This window comes from Burkholderia sp. LAS2, assembly GCF_018417615.1.
In the GTDB taxonomy this organism is placed as follows: Bacteria; Pseudomonadota; Gammaproteobacteria; order Burkholderiales; family Burkholderiaceae; genus Burkholderia; species Burkholderia sola.
The window spans coordinates 192,361-208,314 of the sequence record NZ_CP071054.1 but is presented as its reverse complement, the minus strand read 5'-3'; the positions used below and the strand labels follow the sequence as shown (position 1 = coordinate 208,314).

The window sequence follows — 15,954 nt, the reverse complement described above, 5'->3', positions numbered from 1 at the left end:
ATAAAACCGCGGATGCGAACGCGGCGCCGGACCACCTCGGTCGTCCGGCGCCGCGAACGGCAAAACATCCGGTCAGAACACCGCGTGCCCGCTGATCAGGCTCGGCAGCCACGTCGAGAAGAACGGCATGTACGTGACGATGTTGATCGCACTGAAGATCGCGAGGTAGTACGGCCACGCCATCTTCGTCGTCTCGCCGATCGACACGTTGCCGATCGCGCAGCCGACGAACTGCACCGACCCGATCGGCGGATGCACGAGGCCGAGCGAGCAGTTCAGCAGCAGCATGATCCCGAACTGCACCGGCCCGACGCCGCACGCCATCGCGATCGGCAGGAACAGCGGCGTCGTGATCAGGATGTGCGCGGCCATGTCGACGAACGTGCCGAGGAACACCTGGATGATGTTGATGTACAGCAGCATCAGCCACGGCGCCGCGGTCGACTGCTTCAGCAGCCCTTCGATCGCATCCGGAATCTCCAGGTACGACATCTGGAAGCGCAGCATGTTGGACACCGCGATCAGCAGCAGCACGACACCCGTCGTGCGCGCCGCATGCGACAGCGCGCGGCGCAGCTTCTCGGCCGTCAGCGTGCGGTAGACCACCGCGGTCAGTACGAGCGAGTACACGACGGCGATCGCGGCCGCTTCGGTCGCGGTGGCGATGCCCTTCGCGACGCACACGAGGATGATCGCGATCACCATCAGCCCGGGCACCGCGCCGACGAAGCTGCGCAGCACCGCATACCAGCCGGGAAACCGCGGCAGCGCGGACGAGCCGTCCTCGCGGCGCGGATAGCCGTGACGCACGGCCTGCCAGTACGCGGCGGCGAGCACGAAGCCCATCACCCACAACACCGGCAGGAGCCCCGAGAACAGCAGGTCGCCGATCGACACGCCGCTCACCGGCTGGCCGTGCAGCATCCCGGTGATGCCCTGCGCGGCGAACGCGTAGATGATCATGTTGGTCGACGTCGGCATCAGCGCGCCGGCGAGCGATGCGTGCGTGGTCACATTCACGGCATACGCGGCGCTGTAGCCTTCGCGCTTCATCAGCGGAATCACCACGCCGCCCATCGCCGACGTATCGGCGGTCGGCGAGCCCGACACGCCGCCGAACAGCGTGCACGCGACGACGTTCGCCATCCCGAGGCCGCCGCGGAAGTGGCCGACGGTCGCCTGCGCGAAGCGCAGGATCCGGTCCGCGATGCCGCCATGCAGCATCAGCTCGCCGGAGAAGATGAAGAACGGCACCGCGAGGAACGAGAACGCGTTCATCCCCGAGATCATCGCCTGCATCGCGGTCGCGATCGGCAGGCCCTCGACCATGTAGGTCAGCACGCACGCAATGCCGAGCGCGAACGACACGGGCACGCCGAGCACGAGGAATATCAGAAAACTGACGGACAGAATCGCGAGTTCCATGGCGTTATTGTCCCGACGAAGAACGACGAAGCGCGAGCAGGTGCTCGAGCGAGAAGAAGATGATCGCAACCGCCGCGGGCATCGTGATCAGGTAGCGCACGCCTTCGGGCAGCCCGATGATCGGGATGCGGTCGCCCATCGTCTCGGCGGCCATGCCGCCGCAGCCGATCATGATCATGATCGCGAACGCGATCAGGCTCAGGTGCTGGATCGCGATGACGACCGTGCGCGCCTTCGGCGACAGCCGGCGCACCAGCGAATCGAGGCCGATGTGGCCGCCGTCGCGCACCTTCATCGCGGCGCCGAACATCGCGATCACGATCACGAGCAGCAGCGCGATCGGCTCGACGAAATCCGGCGCGTTCTCGAACACGTAGCGCATCACGACCGCGTAGAACACCAGCACCGTGAGCACCGCGAGGCACGCGGACGCGATCACGGCCAGCACGCGGAACAGCACGTCGTTCACGCAGCGCAGCAGCGGCGCGGCCGCGTGCGGCCGGCACGGCGTCGCGCCGTCGGCGGCCGCCGCGTCCGGCGAGCCCACGGTCGCGGCGCCATTCAGCGAAGTGCGACGCGTCACTTGGTGGCCTCGATCTCGTCGACGATCTGCTTCATCTGCGGCGTCTTTTCATACTTGGTCCACAGCGGCTGCATCGCCTTCACGAATGCCGCGCGGTCGATCTGCGCGGCCGGCAGGATCTTCGCGCCGCCCTTCGTCACCAGCTGCTGCGCGGACGCCTCGCGCGCGGTCCACAGCTTCTGGTAGTACGGCACCGAATCGGCCGCCGCCTTCCGGATCGCCGCCTGCTCCTGCGGCGACAGCGTGTCCCAGATCTTCTTCGAGAACACCAGCACTTCCGGCGTCATCGCGTGCTGCGTTTCCGAGTAATCGGGCGCCACTTCGTAGTGCTTGGTTTCCTCGTACGACGGCAGGTTGTTTTCCGCCGCATCGACGAGGCCCGTCTTCAGGCCCGTGTATACCTCGGCGAACGGCATCGGCGTCGGCGTGCCGCCCATCGCGCGGATCTCGTCGACCATCAGGTCCGACGGTTGCACGCGCACCTTCAGCCCCTTCATGTCGGCCGGCGAGCGCACCGGGCGCTTCGCGTAGATCGAGCGCGCGCCGCTCTCGTAGAACGTCAGCGCGATCATCCCCTTCGCGGTAAACGCATCGAGGATCTTCTGGCCGGCCGGGCCGTACATCGCCTTGCGGAAATGGTCGACGTCGCGGAACAGGAACGGGAACGACGGGATCAGCGATTCCGGCACGATCTCGTTGAACGACGCGCCGTTCACGCGCGCCATGTCGATCGCGCCGATCCGCACCTGGTCGACCGTGTCCTTCTCGGAGCCGAGCGCGCTGTTGCCGAACACCTTGATCGAGTCCTTGCCGCCCGTCTGCTTCGACAGCGCGTCGCCCATGAACTTCACGGCCATGTTGGTCGGAAAATTGTCGCCGTGCACGTCCGCCGAGCGGAACACACGCGCCTGCGCGGACAGCGCGAAGCCGGCCATCAAGGCAACGGCCAGGGCGGTACGGGAGCCGGTGAATCGGTGCTTCATGGTGAGTCTCCTGGATGGTCGATCGTTGTTGTGCGGCGATCCGGCGGCCCGCGCGGACTTCCCCGAACCGCAGAGTCATACGTCGTATGACGTGTTGGGCAAATGTACGTCGGTTAATCGTTTAACTCACTTGGTGCATACCCCTATAACGGCTTTCATCAAGCGCTTACGGGGCGATCCGAAAGCTGGATGCTCCGTTTTCGTACTTTTTTGCGAAACGTTTTCCGGAAACGCTCGGCGAGCGGATTGGCCGTCGACGTCGCAGTTTCCACCCGGCTGACGGCCTTCTTTCGCTTCATTCATTGTTGTCATATGATGACTGACAACAAGATTGCCACGCCGCCACGATAACCCGCGCGATCGATCCGTGGTCGACGGGCGCGCCGCCTGACAGGCACGCGCGATACGCGCCGCCACCGCGTGAAACGCGAAAGGAGCCCGTCATGTCGATCACGAAGCGATCAGCGCCGCCCGACCCGGCTACCCCGCCGAACGCCGGCGACGAAGGCCCTGCCGACGCGCCGGGCATCGGCGAGGACACGTGCCGCGTCTGCCGCGGCACCGGCATGGTGGAGGGACAGGCGTGCACCGTCTGCGGCGGGACCGGCAAGATCCTGCAGGGAATCGGCGGCGGATAGGTAAAAACGCAGGCGCGCCCGCGCGCATCGATCGCTCAGGTCTGCATGACCAGCGACGTCAGCTGCGCGGCGCGCGCCACGTCGGTCTTCGTGTAGATCGACTTGATCTGCGCGCGGACCGTGCCGATCGACACGCCGCGCAGCGCCGCGCATTCCTGCGGCGAGCGCCCGTCGCAGCACAGCAGCACGGCGAGATCGGCTTCCGCCGACGACAGCCCGTAGAACACCCGCAAGCGCTGCGCGCGCGCCGATGGCGAACGCAGGTCGGCGGCCGTCATCAGCGCCGCGACGCCGGGCCGTTCGCGCGCGAGGCGCGACTGTTCGGGAACGGGGATCAACGCAAGCGGCAGCGGCTCGCCGGTCGCGCGACGCAGCAACAGCCCGCCGCGTGCGAATGCATGCCGCCATTGCGCATCGTCGACGCAGCCTTCCGGCGCGAAACGGCCGTTCAGGATCCGCAGCGCGGGTTCGGCGGCGATCAGCTGCTCGGCCGCGCGGTTCGTATAGCGCAGCTCGCGCTGCGCGCCGAGCAGGAATACCGGCACGGGCACCGCGTCGAGCGCCGACTCCGCGGCGGCCACGCGCGCTTCGAGCTCGCCGATGCGTGCGTGGATGCGCAGTGCGCGGCTGATGTGGGCGCCCATGATTTCGATGGTGCGGCGCTGCTCGTCGGACAGCCCTTGCGATTCGAGGCCGCTCTGTACGCTGAGGAAAGCGCTGGCGCCCTCGCCGCGATGGATGTACAGGCCCGAGATGCTGCCAAGCCCGAACGGCTGCAGGAATTCCCGATAGAACACGCCATGTGTGCGCTGCCGCACCGACAAGTGCCTGACGTCCTCGAACCAGCGCCCTGCCTGCCAGTCGGCGGCAACCGGCACGACCGGGTCGTACAGGTAGAACTCGGTGTTGTAGCGGCGGTGGCACGCGGCGACCCATGACGGATCGTCGCCGGCCGCCCGCTCGATCGCCGGCAGCCGCGCCGCGTCGTCGAACGACAGCAGCGTCGCCATGCGGACGCCGACGGACAAACGCAGCCCGTCCAGCACCGCTTCCCATCGCTGGTCGCCCAGCGCCGCAGCGTAGACGTCATCGATCCATGTCGATGGAACCACCCCGTTCATCTGCATCTGGCCACCCCGTGCCGTGCGTTTTTATCGAACGCCGTTCGGGCATCTTACTCAATCGGCCTCATTGTTCAAATTGCCGATGCAGGTTTGATCGAAATACCACGCTTATTACCGGTTCTCGTCAGACGTAACGCTCGTTTTCGACCGGGCGACGCGCCGGAAACGCGTTTGGCCGCCCGGTCCGACGAGGCACTTACTTCATCGCGGTGAACCGCGCTTCCATCTCGTCGATCTTCGCGAGCACCGCTTCGCTCAGCTTTCTGACGTGACGCGGCACGTCGGGCGTCGACAGCAGTTCCTCGATACGCCCGCGCCAGTATCGCGGATGCCGGACGCGCCCCGCGCCCGACATCGACACATCGACGACGGCCGTCTCGCTGTCCAGCAGCGCCACCATTCTCTGGATGTGAGAGAGCTCACGTTCCACATAGTCTCGTGCGAGCATATCGATTGAAATTCCCCGAAATACGACATCAGGCCTTCCGTCACCCACGCGCGATCGTCCGCGGCGCCGACGACGCACCGCATACGTTGCGCATCAGCGTACGCGCCGATCATGTCAATCGATTGTGCGGACGCACACAGCGATCGACAAAGGAACGACAGGCCTGTCCGATTGTCCTGGCGACATCCGGTCGCGATGCCCCGTTGACCATCGTAGGCGCACCGTTCGGCGCCGGCATCCCCAAAACTGGGGATGCCGGTTGATATGGGTCAGGCGATGACTTCCGGAAAGGACGGGGGTAAAAACGGCCGGCTGGCGCGGCGGCTCGTTGCGCAGCAGCACGACGGCGAGCATTCCGGCGAAGCGTGCGCTTTCACGTCTGACGAATCGGCCGCAGGCAGCGACGTGCGGCTTCGTCGCACGCCTTGCGATGTTCCAACGCACGGCATCGTCGTTCCAGTCGTAGCCCCTTCGACTGGAAGCCGGGCATGGTGTGCCAGTCTCGCGCCGCCTGTCGCCCTCTACGGCGACAACGCCGATCTCGCCGCGATGCCCGATGGTGTGTTCACCGAAACGGTCTGGAACACCAGCTCGTCGCTGACCCATCAGCCCTATTCGTATTCGCAGACCGTTGCCGAGCGCGAAGCGTGGAAGATTGCCCGCCCGCAGCAACGCCGGGATCTCGTGACCATCAATCCGTCGCTCGTGATCGGGCCGGGCATCAATCCGTACGCGACGTCGGAGAGCTTCGAGATCGTGCGGCAAATGGGCAACGGCACGATCCGCCGCTGTTCGCCGCGTTGTGCAGCCCGAACCTGGAGATCGCGCTCCGGCGCATCGGCCAGTTCAAGCCGCTGATCGGCCCGGTCCGGTTGCGCGTGTCGCACGAGGCCGACGCGCTGACTCTCGCCGTCGATTTCCTCGAGCGCGACATCCCGCCGCCCGGCATGCTGGTCGCGGCCGAACTCGGCTTCTTCGTGAAACTCGCGCGACTGGCGACCCCCACCGAGCTGTCGGCGCGCGCCGTTACGCTGCCACGCAACGTCAGCCCCCAGCCACCGCGGACGGCGTCGCGCAAACGCTTGCGATCAGCAAGCGGACGCTGCAGCGGCGGCTCGGCGACGAAGGCGCGAACGTCAAAACCCCGCTGGCGGAAGTCCGCGAGAAGCTCGCGTGGCATTACCTCGATCGCTCGGACCTGCCCTACAGTCAGATCGCGTTCCTGCTCGGTTACCAGGATCCGAATTCGTTCTTCCGCGCATTCAACGAATGGACCGGGATCACGCCCGACGCCGCCCGCTCGCGCACGGCGCACTGATCGATACAACGCGGGCCGCTGTCCCGTCGCCGCGGTGATCCCGAATCAACCGGCGACGCCGCCGCGAGTCAGCCCGAAAATGAAATCGGCTTCGACCGACGCGCCCTTCGGCAATTGCAGCACGCCGACCGACGAACGCGTATGGACGCCGGCGTCGCCGAGCACCGCGACCAACACGTCCGACGCGCCGTCGGCCACTTCGCTTTGCATCGTGAAGCCGGGCGCGCTTCGCACGTACACGGTCATGCGCGGCACCGTTGCGATCGCATCGAGCGTGCCGCACTGCTTACGGATCAGCGCCAGCGCGCGCAGCGCGGAAATGCCGGCCGCGCGGCGGCCGTCTTCGAGCGAAACGGATTCGCCGACGATACCGACGAAATGCACGACTTCCCCGATTCGCGGCACCTGGCCGGCAATGTAGGCGGTGCTTCCGTCGATCACGACCGGCGTGTACTTTCCGCCGATCCTGATCGTTTCGTCCGGATCGAATCCGAATTCGGCTGCGACCTGTTTCAGCTTTTCATCCCTGTTCATCAGTGAATTCCCCAATCCCTCTGAAAAAAGATAAAGAATAATTGAGTCTCCGAAGCTTGTCCCGCACGAGAAGATCGGACGCAAACGATCCCGCCGAGCCACTTCTCAGGTGTTCGAAGCAGTCATCCATTGCGATATCGACAATGGAATTCGTAGTCGGAGCAATTTTCTTCATTATTTCAGCTGAAACCGCTATCATGTATGGACACAACCTGAAGAGTGATATATGGCAACTTACAAGGAACTGAAAGCCCAAATGGATGCTTTGGCCGAGAAAGCCGAAGCAGCGCGCGCCGCTGAATTCCAGGCGATCGTCGACGACATCCGCACCAAAGTCGCGGAATACGGCATTACCGAAAAAGACATTTTCGGTACGCGCCGCGGTCGGCCGGCCAAACAGGCGGGCGCCCCCGTGCAGGCCAAGTATCGCGATCCGAAGACCGGGGCCACCTGGTCGGGCCGCGGTCGCGCGCCCGCATGGATCAAGGATGCGAAGAATCGCAATCGATTCCTGATCCAGGAATAAGATTCCCCGCATGGGCCGGCGCGTGATTCAACACGCTGCCCGGCAAGTTGGGCATTGATTGGGGCATCGATACCGGCGGTATTCCATGGCCGCTCCGGTAGACGAGGTTTTGCCCGATCGGCGTGTCGTGCACGGATTGATCCACCGACCGTGCCGCACGCCCATCCTTTCTTCAGCGTTCGTAATAGATCGCAAGCCAGACGGTTTGCAATTCGTCATGCGTCCATGCGACACGATGACGGCAATGCGGCTCGATCAGTACGTAATCTCCGGCGCGCATATCGAGCCGCGTCGCATTCTCTTCGAATTCGAGCACGGCCGCGCCGGATAGCAGCACGACCCATTCGGCCCGCGGGTCGTCATACCAGAACCCGGCCGGGCTCGCATGCCCCATCGACACGATTCGCTCGACATTCACGCGCGAGTTCTCGACGAGCATGTCGATTCGCTCGTCGCCGCCGCGCCGCCCTTCGACGCTGAATAAATTACCGGTTTGAAGTTGCATGGCTTCGCCTCGTCGTTGACCTTCGGGTAAAGGATGCAGATTTAAACGCGACGGGGAAATAGTCGCTGCAGCCTGACGTCGCCCAGGTTTGCGCGTGCATCGTTAAAAACCGTATCAAAAAGATGAAGAATGACGGCGACTTCATCGGCGCAGATTCGTTGCGGCGGTAAAGCACGCATCGGGATTCTTTTAGCGACGTGCGCGCGCCGGGACACGTCATTTCGATAAAAGCCGGTCGACATCCTGCCGCCCTATGCAGCGTCGGGCCAGGGCCTGTTCACGCTAATGGCGGGCTTGCGAACGCGTCTCCGCCAACGCATTTTCCGTTCGCTGGCTGGCATGAGCAAGCATCGGCAAGACCATGCATTCTCTATGTCGATTCGAGATGGCGTCTGCCCCATAAAGCGACAATATCGTCTTGGGCGTCGATATCGATAGCGAGCGTCGACGAAGTACCGGCCCCCGTCAAACCCGCCCCCTCAACCACCCCAACAACGCCGCCTGCGCACTCCCGTCCGCCACCGGCGCCGGCGTCAACAGGTAGTAATCCGATCCATCCTCGACGAACCCCATTGGCGCAACCAGCACACCGCTTTCGATGTCGTCGCGCACCAGGTGCCACGGCCCGATCGCTACCCCCAGCCCCGCGACGGCCGCTTGCAGACTGAAATAGAAATGATCGAACTTCTGCCCGTGCCCGTTCACGGCCGGCTGATTCGCCGCCCCCGCCCACGCGTTCCATGCGTCCGGCCGGGTCCGCGTATGCAGCAGCGCAGCGTCGGGCTTCAACGTGCGGCCGCCGCGCCGCGACGCAAACCACGCACCGACCTTGTCCGGCCGGCAAACCGGCGCCACCCGCTCGGCGAACAGATGCTCGGCGTGATATCCCGCCGGCCACGCGAAATCGTTGCGACGAATCGCCATGTCGACACCGCTGTCGAACGAGAACGGCCCGCCCGCGGCGGCCAGATGGATATCGACGCCCGCGTGCCGCGCCTGGAAATCCGGCCAGCGCGGGATCAGCCAGCGCATCAGGAGCGTCGGCTCGCACGACAGCACCGAACGCCGCGCACGGGCGGCCTCGGCGCGCAACGCGTGGGCGGCGTGACGCATCAGGCCCAGGCCGTCATGGACGGCCTGCGCGAGTGTGCGGCCCGCTTCGGTCAGGAACACGCGACGGCTGCGCCGCTCGAACAGCGCCACGCCCAGATCGTCCTCGAGCAAGCGCACCGCGCGGCTGACCGCGCCATGGGTCACGCACAGCTCGTCGGCCGCGCGACTGAAATGCTCGTGACGCGCCGCGGCCTCGAAACAGCGCAGCGCCATCAGCGACGGCAGGTTCGTCCGAATCGATAGTGATTCAGACTCACCATTCTGGTCAGAAATCATCGTTTTTCCTGATGAAGCACGATCGATACGATTGTGCCATCAACCTATCCTTCGCAGGAACAACGCCATGACCGAATTGATAGTCGTAGTCACCATTACGCTGCTCGCCGTCGTCAGCCCGGGGCCGGACTTCGCGATGGTCACGCGCAACAGCCTGATGCTGTCGCGTCGTTCCGGCGTGCTCACCGCATGCGGGATCGGGCTCGGCGTGACGGTCCACGTGAGCTACACGCTGCTGGGCGTCGGGCTCCTGATCCGTCAGTCGCTGTGGCTCTTCGATGCCGTCAAGCTGATCGGCGCGATCTACCTGGTCTACCTCGGTGCAAAGATGCTCATGACGAAAGCCGGCAGCGTGCAAGCCGACACGAGCGGCGCGCCGCTGTCCGATCTCGCCGCGCTGCGCACGGGCTTCCTGACCAATGCGCTGAACCCCAAAACCACGGTGTTCATCGTCAGCCTGTTCATGCAGGCAGTCCGGCCCGACACGCCGTTGATCGTGCAGATCGGCTACGGCGCGTTCATCGCGGCCGCCCATGCCGGCTGGTTCAGCCTCGTGGCGATCTGTTTCTCGGCCACGGCTGTCCGCGATCGCCTGCTGTCGCTGCGGCACTGGATCGATCGCACGTTCGGATGCCTGCTGGTGGGCTTCGGCGTCGCGCTCGCCGTCGCACGCGGCGGGCGCTGACGCTCGACCCGCGCCGGGTGCACCGCGCCGGGTGCCCCACGCCAGCAACGTCAGAACGTCGGTGCGATCGCTCGTGCTTCGTCGATCGCCCGGCTCCGGTCGACCCGCCCGTCCGGACCGAACAACGTGCGCTCGACGACGATCCCCGTGATGTCCGTCACGCCCACGAACTTGAGCCACGTTTCCATGTAAGGGCGCTGCAGATCGAATTCGGCGGCCGGCGTAAACGAACCCGGCGACTGATAGGCAAGCCCGCGCGCGTAGACCACCGCCGCCTTTTTCCCGACCAGCTTGCCGGTGAAACCCGTTCCGTCGAACGTGAACAACACATCCTTCTGCGAGATCACGTCGATCAGGTGCTTGAGCTTGTACGGAATGCTGAAATTCCACAGCGGCACGCCGAACAGGAACTTGTCCGCTTCGTGGAACGGCGCCGCGAGCCGCTCGATCTGCTGCCACGCCGCCGCCTGCTCCGACGTCAACGCCGTGCCGCTCAGTCCGGCATATTTCGCGGCCAGCGCGGCGCCGTCGAATTCGGGCATCGGCAGATCCCAGATATCGAGCGTCCGGATCTCGTGATCGGGATGGGCCTGCCGGTACGCGTCGAGAAATGCATTGCACACCTCGATGGACGCCGAATAGGCCTTGTTGGGTGAGCCTTCGATATAGAGCACGCGTGTCATGGCGTCGGTCCTTGCCAAGAGTGACGACGGCGCGCCGGATGCGCGCTCGCCCACTTCGCTTCGCAGCCTATCGGGTCGTCCTATAATCCGGAAACGATATTAATTGATCAGATTAACCCGGATTGGTGATAAATGAATGCTCCCCTCGACACGGCGCTGCTTCATACATTCGTTGCGGTTGCCGACGTGCGCAGCTTCACCGGCGCCGGGCGTCGGCTGAACCTCAGCCAGTCCGCGGTCAGCGCGCAAATCCTTCGTCTCGAGGAACAGGTCGGCCAGGCGCTGCTCGTGCGCAACACGCGCAGCGTCACGCTCACCGGGCATGGCGAGACGCTGCTCGGCTACGCGCGCGCGATGCTCAATCTGAGCGAGGAAGCGCGGGCCAGGCTGGGAACCAGTGACGCCACCGACGTCAAGCTGCGGATCGGCGTGTCGGAGGACTTTGCAGGCGGCTGGCTGCCGGACCTGATGCGCCGCCATGGCGCGGCGCGGCGTGGCCTGCGGCTGGATCTGGTCGTCGACATCGGCGACAGCCTGTTCCGGCGGCACGCCAACGGCGAATTCGATCTCGTGATCGGCAGCCGGTGCGCGCACGCGGGCCACGGCGCGACGTTGTGGCACGAGCCGCTCGTCTGGGCGTTCGCGCGCCACGAGCCGCTTCCGGAAGGCGACGTGCCGCTCGCGTGTTTCCCCGATCCGTGCCCGTACCGCGGCGCCGCCATCACGGCGCTCGCGCTGGCCGGCATGCGCTACCGGATCGCGTGCGAAAGCCCCAGCGTGACCGGCATCCGCACCTTCGCACGCGCCGGCATCGCGATCGCGCCGGTGCCGCGCAGCGCGATCGACGACACGCTTCGCGAACTGGGGTTGCCCGAAGGCTTGCCGGAACTGCCGGAGATGGAATTCGTGATGATGCACGACGCGCGGATGCCGGCGGCCGTCGAATTCGCGGCGACGATTCTGGACGAAACCGCTGCCCGCACGGGCGCGGGCAAGCGCAACCGGGTGTAGCGGTAGCGCCCGCGAGCGTATTACCGGGACGGGTACCGCGCCCCGCCGGGCTCGAATGGTTGCTGACGTGCTCCGTTCAAATCACCTCGAAGCGCAACCCGGCATGGCGCACCAGACGCTCGATATAGCGTTCGTCGAACATCGTCGCAGGTGTCCAGAACCCGCCACCGCGTCCGGTCTTCACGCCGTCACGGCTGCAATCGAGTGCGAGACTGATCGCGGCCTGACCGAGCATCTTGCCGGTGGAGCCATAGCCCGGATCGCGATCGCCGGTGACTTTCACACGCAAGCTTCGGCCGTCGTCGGCGCGGCCGAAGAAGCGCAAATCGTAGCGGCCGGCCTGCTGGGCGTCCACGCTCGGCCCTTCGCCGGGCTTCGGCAGCAGGAAGCGCTCCATCAGGCCGCGCACCGGCCCGATGAGGACGCCGACCATGAATGCACCGAGGCCCGCCACCATCGTCAGCGCGGTCATGCGCCCCTTCAGACCCGTGCCCGTCATCACGGCTTCGTCATAGGTAAAGCGGCTGCCGTACGCATGGCCGGCCAGCGCATTGGAGCGATGCACGACACGCTCGTTGATCGCCGCCATCACGAACGGCGCGATCCACGCATCGCAGTCGCGATCGAATTCGGCGGATCGAACCGCATGCTGCCGCACGGTGAAACCATGCCGTTGCGGGCACAACGAATAAGGATCGAGCAGTTCGCGGCGCAATGCCGGATCGGCCGCCGCTTCTCGCACCACGTTGATCACGCTGGCCACGGTGCCGCCCGATGCACCACCCTTCAGCGTTTTCACGCGCATCTTCACGTGAGCGGCCGGCACGCCCCACTGCTGCCGAGCCTGTTGCTGCAGGAAAAACACGCCCATGTCGGACGGCACCGAGTCGAAGCCGCAGCAATGCACGATGCGCGCGCCCGATTGGCGAGCCGCGGGCTCGTACTTGTCGATCATCCGCTTGATCCACTGCGTTTCGCCGGTGAGATCGCAATAGTCGGTGCCGGTCTGCGCGCAGACCCGGACCAGCGGCTCGCCGTACAGCGCGTAGGGGCCGACCGTGGACACCACCACCCGCGTTTGCGCGCACAGCGCCCGGAGTTGCGTCTCGTCGGCCGCGTCGGCGACGATGATCGGCACCGACTGCGCGGCCGCGCCGAGCGTATCCCTGACCTGCCTGAGCTTCGCGTCGGATCGTCCCGCGATCGCCCACCGCAGCGTTTCGCCGGCACCGGCGTCCGGCAGATAGTCGGACAGATAGCGGGCCAGGATCTGCCCGACGAAACTGGTGGCGCCGAATACGACGAGATCGTAGGTCGGTTGCGGCATGGACGACTCCTTCGGTGCGCGCACGTCGCACGCATCCGTATCGTTAGCGTGGCTTTCCGGGTTCATCGAAGGCCGTCAACGACGTCGGCAGATTGAGCACCAGTTGCGCATCCTTGACCACGTCGAGACGCATGATTGTGGATGCGCCGAGCCCGTCGAGCAACTGGCTGAGCGGCCCACCGTGCCGCACGAGTTCGACGTTGCGCGGCAACAGGCGCTGCGCGAACGACAGCATGTTGGTCTGCACCGACGCCTGATGCCATGCGCCGTCGATGCGGTTGACCATCGTCGTCGTGCCCATGTGCGATTGCGACGGCACGCTGGTCAGCACCGGCAGCGGCACGCTCAGGCTCAGATCGGGTCGGCCGCCCGGCCCCGCGACACGCGCGCGCGCCGTGGCGCCGATGTTCACGTCGGTATCCGCAAATCGGTCGTAGTACCCGCCCTCGGGCACGTCGACCGTGTGCGGCCCGAATTCGACCTGTGTAAAACGCCTGTCCATGTTCGTTGTCTCCCGTCGATGGTCGACCAGTGACAGGCGAGATCCGAAGCCTGCCGATTCACTGTCGTCGGCAAGCACTCTAAGCTTCAAGTCGACTTCAAGGTCAAGGCGACGAGTAGAGGAACCTGTCGAACTACGGCGGCGCACCTTTCAAGTCGGTCCTTTCGCGTATCAAACAGGACGATCATCGCGCATAGGGACGATCAGCCGCCGTCGGCAGCGTTGGCTTATAGTGCCGCTTGCCCATTCAACGAGGAGAACAGTCATGAAACTGCAGGCCAGCGGTCCGTTCGAGGTGAAGCTGAATCCGGAACCCCTGAGTCACGTCGCGGAAAGCAGCGGGCTCGGCCGCATGTCGCTGGACAAGCATTTTCACGGCGACCTCGAAGCCGTCAGCCAGGGCGAAATGCTCGCGTTTCGCAGCAGCGTTCAGGGTTCGGCCGGCTACGTGGCGATGGAAACCGTCAAAGGCGTGCTCGGCGGACGCAAGGGCAGCTTCGTCCTGCAGCACAGCGCCACCATGACGCGCGGGCAGCCGACGCAGTCGATCACGGTCGTGCCCGATTCCGGCACGGACGCATTGCTCGGGCTGTCCGGCACGATGCTCATCGATATCGATAACGGCCAGCACGCGTATCGCTTCGACTACACGTTGCCGGACGCACCGCAATAAGCGCACCGGTCACGCGAGCGCCGCTTCGCGCAGCCGGAACTGCGCGACCGCCGCGCTCAGCCGCGCGCCCTGTTCGTCGAGCGACAGTGCGGCGGCCGCCGCCTCCTCGACCAGCGCGGCATTGCGTTGCATCGTCTGCTCCATCTGGATCACCGCGGCGTTCACCTGCTCGATGCCCGACGACTGCTCGTCGAATGCCTGGCTGGTTTCGCCCATGATCGCATTGACGCGCTCGACCGCCGCGACGAGCTCGGCCATCGCCGAGCCGGCCCGTGCGACGAGGCCGCTGCCGTCTTCGACGCGTCGCGCGGAATGACCGATCAGCTCGCGAATTTCCTTCGCCGCCGCGGCACAGCGCTGGGCCAGCCCGCGCACCTCGGTCGCGACGACCGCGAACCCGCGCCCCTGCTCGCCCGCGCGCGCGGCTTCGACGGCGGCGTTCAACGCGAGGATGTTCGTCTGGAACGCGATGCTCTCGATCACGCCGACGATGCCGGAGATGCGCGTGGAGCTGGTCGAAATTTCCGACATCGTCTCGACGACGCGCTGCATCGCTTCGCCGCCGCGCGACGCGATGCCGGCCGCGCCCTCGACGTACGTGCGCGCATCGCGCGCGTTGTCCGCGTTCTGGCGCACGGCCGCCGTCAGTTGCTCGACGCTCGCGGCCGCCTGCTGCAGCGACACGGCCTGCTGCTCGGTACGCGCGGACAAATCGACGTTGCCGCTCGCGATCGTGCGCACGTCGCCGACGATCGTCTCGGTGCTCGCGCGCACCTGGCTCACGGTATCGACGAGGCCGTCCTGCATCCGCTTCAGCGCATTCAGCAGATACGCCATTTCATTGTCGCCCGGGACGACGACCGCGCCGGTCAGGTCGCCCTTCGAGATTTTCTCGAACTGGTCGACCGCGAGGTTGATCGGCTCGATGATCGCCTTCGCGAGTACGCGTTGCGCCACGAACCCGACGACGAGCGCCAGCGCCGCGACCGCGCCCATCCCCCACACGATCCGGTGGAAATTGACGCCGGCCGCCTCGTAGCGCGCCTTCTGGCGCGTGACCTGGAACGATTCGAGCGCATCGATCGCCGCCTGGTAAGCGGCGAACAACGCAGGCGGCGCCGTGCGCTGCGTGTCGAGGAAGTTGAACGCGTCGTCGCCGTCGAGCTGCGACAGCGCCTTCAGGAACACGCGGTCGAGCAGCGCGCGACGGTGGTTCTGCAGCGTGTCGAACAGCGCCTGCTCGCTGGCGTCGCGCGCGTGCAGACGCGTGTACGCGTCCAGTTCGTCGTTGCTCTGCTTGAGCAGCGCGTGAAGTTGCGCGACTTCGTCCTTCGCGGGCTGGCCGGCACTGATGATCTGCGCGACGTCGCTCATGCGTTCGCGCAGCACCAGCATTCGCTCGGAGCTGGTCTTCAGGTGCAGCAGCGACGCGGTGTCGTCGCGGTACATCGCCTCGAGCGAGCCGTTGCCGACGTAGAGCGCCGCGATGCAGGCGCCGACCACCAGCACGAGCAGCACGGTATAGCCGGCGATGGTCGCGACGAGGCCACCACGGATAGTGAGTTGTTTTCGCATGACGTTCCCTTGAGCCGGCCTGGCA

The 15,954-nt window shown here is 65.5% G+C and carries 17 protein-coding genes and 3 pseudogenes; 8 read left to right on the top strand and 12 right to left on the bottom strand.

The features are described 5' to 3' along the window. Positions 1 to 72: 72 nt before the first annotated feature. The 3 genes from JYG37_RS30095 to JYG37_RS30085 are packed head-to-tail and all read right to left on the bottom strand — an operon-like array spanning position 73 to position 2,991. Positions 73 to 1,425, bottom strand: a complete 1,353-nt coding sequence (locus JYG37_RS30095) for a TRAP transporter large permease (protein WP_006481162.1) — start codon at positions 1,423 to 1,425, stop codon at positions 73 to 75. Between the two features lie 4 nt (positions 1,426 to 1,429). After that, on the bottom strand, positions 1,430 to 2,008 hold the full coding sequence (locus JYG37_RS30090) for a TRAP transporter small permease (protein WP_124651744.1): 579 nt from the start codon (positions 2,006 to 2,008) through the stop codon (positions 1,430 to 1,432). After that, positions 2,005 to 2,991, bottom strand: a complete 987-nt coding sequence (locus JYG37_RS30085) for a TRAP transporter substrate-binding protein (RefSeq protein WP_050013592.1) — start codon at positions 2,989 to 2,991, stop codon at positions 2,005 to 2,007. The genes JYG37_RS30090 and JYG37_RS30085 overlap by 4 nt, the downstream gene beginning before the upstream one ends. A 443-nt stretch (positions 2,992 to 3,434) precedes the next feature. On the opposite strand from JYG37_RS30085, the gene JYG37_RS30080 reads away from it, so the two are divergent. Then, positions 3,435 to 3,629, top strand: a complete 195-nt coding sequence (locus JYG37_RS30080; protein ID WP_050013593.1) for a hypothetical protein — start codon at positions 3,435 to 3,437, stop codon at positions 3,627 to 3,629. Between the two features lie 35 nt (positions 3,630 to 3,664). Here JYG37_RS30080 and JYG37_RS30075 read toward each other — a convergent pair whose 3' ends face one another. Together JYG37_RS30075 and JYG37_RS30070 are read right to left on the bottom strand one after the other, a co-directional pair. Continuing rightward, complete coding sequence (locus tag JYG37_RS30075; protein WP_235356200.1) at positions 3,665 to 4,750, bottom strand: helix-turn-helix transcriptional regulator; 1,086 nt, start codon at positions 4,748 to 4,750, stop codon at positions 3,665 to 3,667. 199 nt (positions 4,751 to 4,949) lie between these two features. Continuing rightward, entirely contained in the window at positions 4,950 to 5,201 is a 252-nt protein-coding gene (locus JYG37_RS30070) for a hypothetical protein (RefSeq protein WP_089490112.1), read from the bottom strand. A 516-nt stretch (positions 5,202 to 5,717) separates the two neighbouring features. Here JYG37_RS30070 and JYG37_RS35110 point away from each other — a divergent pair. From JYG37_RS35110 to JYG37_RS34925, 3 genes and pseudogenes are all read left to right on the top strand, one after another. After that, a pseudogene (locus tag JYG37_RS35110) lies at positions 5,718 to 5,999 on the top strand (diaminohydroxyphosphoribosylaminopyrimidine deaminase); the annotation flags it as partial. A 2-nt stretch (positions 6,000 to 6,001) separates the two neighbouring features. Continuing rightward, positions 6,002 to 6,193 (top strand): annotated as a pseudogene (locus JYG37_RS34930) (AraC family transcriptional regulator); the annotation flags it as partial. Between the two features lie 95 nt (positions 6,194 to 6,288). Next, a complete protein-coding gene (locus JYG37_RS34925; RefSeq protein WP_249746111.1) occupies positions 6,289 to 6,519 on the top strand; it encodes a helix-turn-helix domain-containing protein in 231 nt (76 codons plus the stop codon). A 45-nt stretch (positions 6,520 to 6,564) separates the two neighbouring features. Here the strand turns inward: JYG37_RS34925 and JYG37_RS30055 are convergent, their stop codons facing one another. After that, entirely contained in the window at positions 6,565 to 7,053 is a 489-nt protein-coding gene (locus tag JYG37_RS30055; protein WP_089490114.1) for a RidA family protein, read from the bottom strand. Positions 7,054 to 7,279: 226 nt separating this feature from the next. On the opposite strand from JYG37_RS30055, the gene JYG37_RS30050 reads away from it, so the two are divergent. Next, a complete protein-coding gene (locus tag JYG37_RS30050) occupies positions 7,280 to 7,579 on the top strand; it encodes an H-NS histone family protein (RefSeq protein WP_050013598.1) in 300 nt (99 codons plus the stop codon). A 172-nt stretch (positions 7,580 to 7,751) separates the two neighbouring features. Here the strand turns inward: JYG37_RS30050 and JYG37_RS30045 are convergent, their stop codons facing one another. Together JYG37_RS30045 and JYG37_RS30040 are read right to left on the bottom strand one after the other, a co-directional pair. Further along, positions 7,752 to 8,084: a cupin domain-containing protein gene (locus tag JYG37_RS30045; RefSeq protein WP_050013599.1), complete on the bottom strand. Its 333-nt coding sequence runs from the start codon at positions 8,082 to 8,084 to the stop codon at positions 7,752 to 7,754. 465 nt (positions 8,085 to 8,549) lie between these two features. Then, entirely contained in the window at positions 8,550 to 9,473 is a 924-nt protein-coding gene (locus JYG37_RS30040; RefSeq protein ID WP_089490115.1) for a LysR family transcriptional regulator, read from the bottom strand. A 67-nt stretch (positions 9,474 to 9,540) separates the two neighbouring features. On the opposite strand from JYG37_RS30040, the gene JYG37_RS30035 reads away from it, so the two are divergent. Beyond that, entirely contained in the window at positions 9,541 to 10,158 is a 618-nt protein-coding gene (locus tag JYG37_RS30035) for a LysE family translocator (RefSeq protein WP_050013601.1), read from the top strand. A 50-nt stretch (positions 10,159 to 10,208) separates the two neighbouring features. Here JYG37_RS30035 and JYG37_RS30030 read toward each other — a convergent pair whose 3' ends face one another. Then, positions 10,209 to 10,841, bottom strand: a complete 633-nt coding sequence (locus tag JYG37_RS30030) for an FMN-dependent NADH-azoreductase (protein ID WP_089490117.1) — start codon at positions 10,839 to 10,841, stop codon at positions 10,209 to 10,211. Between the two features lie 132 nt (positions 10,842 to 10,973). On the opposite strand from JYG37_RS30030, the gene JYG37_RS30025 reads away from it, so the two are divergent. Continuing rightward, positions 10,974 to 11,852, top strand: a complete 879-nt coding sequence (locus JYG37_RS30025) for a LysR substrate-binding domain-containing protein (RefSeq protein ID WP_050013603.1) — start codon at positions 10,974 to 10,976, stop codon at positions 11,850 to 11,852. Positions 11,853 to 11,928: 76 nt separating this feature from the next. On the opposite strand, the gene JYG37_RS30020 is transcribed toward JYG37_RS30025, so the two are convergent. Both JYG37_RS30020 and JYG37_RS30015 read right to left on the bottom strand, forming a co-directional pair. Further along, the gene (locus tag JYG37_RS30020) at positions 11,929 to 13,179 is read right to left on the bottom strand and encodes a saccharopine dehydrogenase family protein (protein ID WP_050013604.1); all 1,251 of its coding nucleotides are present in this window, start codon (positions 13,177 to 13,179) and stop codon (positions 11,929 to 11,931) included. Positions 13,180 to 13,222: 43 nt separating this feature from the next. Then, positions 13,223 to 13,603 (bottom strand): annotated as a pseudogene (locus JYG37_RS30015) (acetoacetate decarboxylase); the annotation flags it as partial. Between the two features lie 343 nt (positions 13,604 to 13,946). On the opposite strand from JYG37_RS30015, the gene JYG37_RS30010 reads away from it, so the two are divergent. After that, the gene (locus tag JYG37_RS30010; RefSeq protein ID WP_089490120.1) at positions 13,947 to 14,354 is read left to right on the top strand and encodes a DUF3224 domain-containing protein; all 408 of its coding nucleotides are present in this window, start codon (positions 13,947 to 13,949) and stop codon (positions 14,352 to 14,354) included. Between the two features lie 9 nt (positions 14,355 to 14,363). On the opposite strand, the gene JYG37_RS30005 is transcribed toward JYG37_RS30010, so the two are convergent. Next, complete coding sequence (locus tag JYG37_RS30005; protein ID WP_124592593.1) at positions 14,364 to 15,929, bottom strand: methyl-accepting chemotaxis protein; 1,566 nt, start codon at positions 15,927 to 15,929, stop codon at positions 14,364 to 14,366. Positions 15,930 to 15,954 lie beyond the last annotated feature (25 nt).

Excerpts from the sequence above, each read along its gene's own strand:
- JYG37_RS30095 (WP_006481162.1), bottom strand. The coding sequence starts at position 1,425 with ATGGAACTCGCGATTCTGTCCGTCAGTTTTCTGATATTCCTCGTGCTC.
- JYG37_RS30085 (WP_050013592.1), bottom strand. The coding sequence starts at position 2,991 with ATGAAGCACCGATTCACCGGCTCCCGTACCGCCCTGGCCGTTGCCTTG.
- JYG37_RS30080 (WP_050013593.1), top strand. The coding sequence starts at position 3,435 with ATGTCGATCACGAAGCGATCAGCGCCGCCCGACCCGGCTACCCCGCCG.
- JYG37_RS30075 (WP_235356200.1), bottom strand. The coding sequence starts at position 4,750 with ATGAACGGGGTGGTTCCATCGACATGGATCGATGACGTCTACGCTGCG.
- JYG37_RS30070 (WP_089490112.1), bottom strand. The coding sequence starts at position 5,201 with ATGCTCGCACGAGACTATGTGGAACGTGAGCTCTCTCACATCCAGAGA.
- JYG37_RS30055 (WP_089490114.1), bottom strand. The coding sequence starts at position 7,053 with ATGAACAGGGATGAAAAGCTGAAACAGGTCGCAGCCGAATTCGGATTC.
- JYG37_RS30050 (WP_050013598.1), top strand. The coding sequence starts at position 7,280 with ATGGCAACTTACAAGGAACTGAAAGCCCAAATGGATGCTTTGGCCGAG.
- JYG37_RS30045 (WP_050013599.1), bottom strand. The coding sequence starts at position 8,084 with ATGCAACTTCAAACCGGTAATTTATTCAGCGTCGAAGGGCGGCGCGGC.
- JYG37_RS30040 (WP_089490115.1), bottom strand. The coding sequence starts at position 9,473 with ATGATTTCTGACCAGAATGGTGAGTCTGAATCACTATCGATTCGGACG.
- JYG37_RS30035 (WP_050013601.1), top strand. The coding sequence starts at position 9,541 with ATGACCGAATTGATAGTCGTAGTCACCATTACGCTGCTCGCCGTCGTC.
- JYG37_RS30030 (WP_089490117.1), bottom strand. The coding sequence starts at position 10,841 with ATGACACGCGTGCTCTATATCGAAGGCTCACCCAACAAGGCCTATTCG.
- JYG37_RS30025 (WP_050013603.1), top strand. The coding sequence starts at position 10,974 with ATGAATGCTCCCCTCGACACGGCGCTGCTTCATACATTCGTTGCGGTT.
- JYG37_RS30020 (WP_050013604.1), bottom strand. The coding sequence starts at position 13,179 with ATGCCGCAACCGACCTACGATCTCGTCGTATTCGGCGCCACCAGTTTC.
- JYG37_RS30010 (WP_089490120.1), top strand. The coding sequence starts at position 13,947 with ATGAAACTGCAGGCCAGCGGTCCGTTCGAGGTGAAGCTGAATCCGGAA.
- JYG37_RS30005 (WP_124592593.1), bottom strand. The coding sequence starts at position 15,929 with ATGCGAAAACAACTCACTATCCGTGGTGGCCTCGTCGCGACCATCGCC.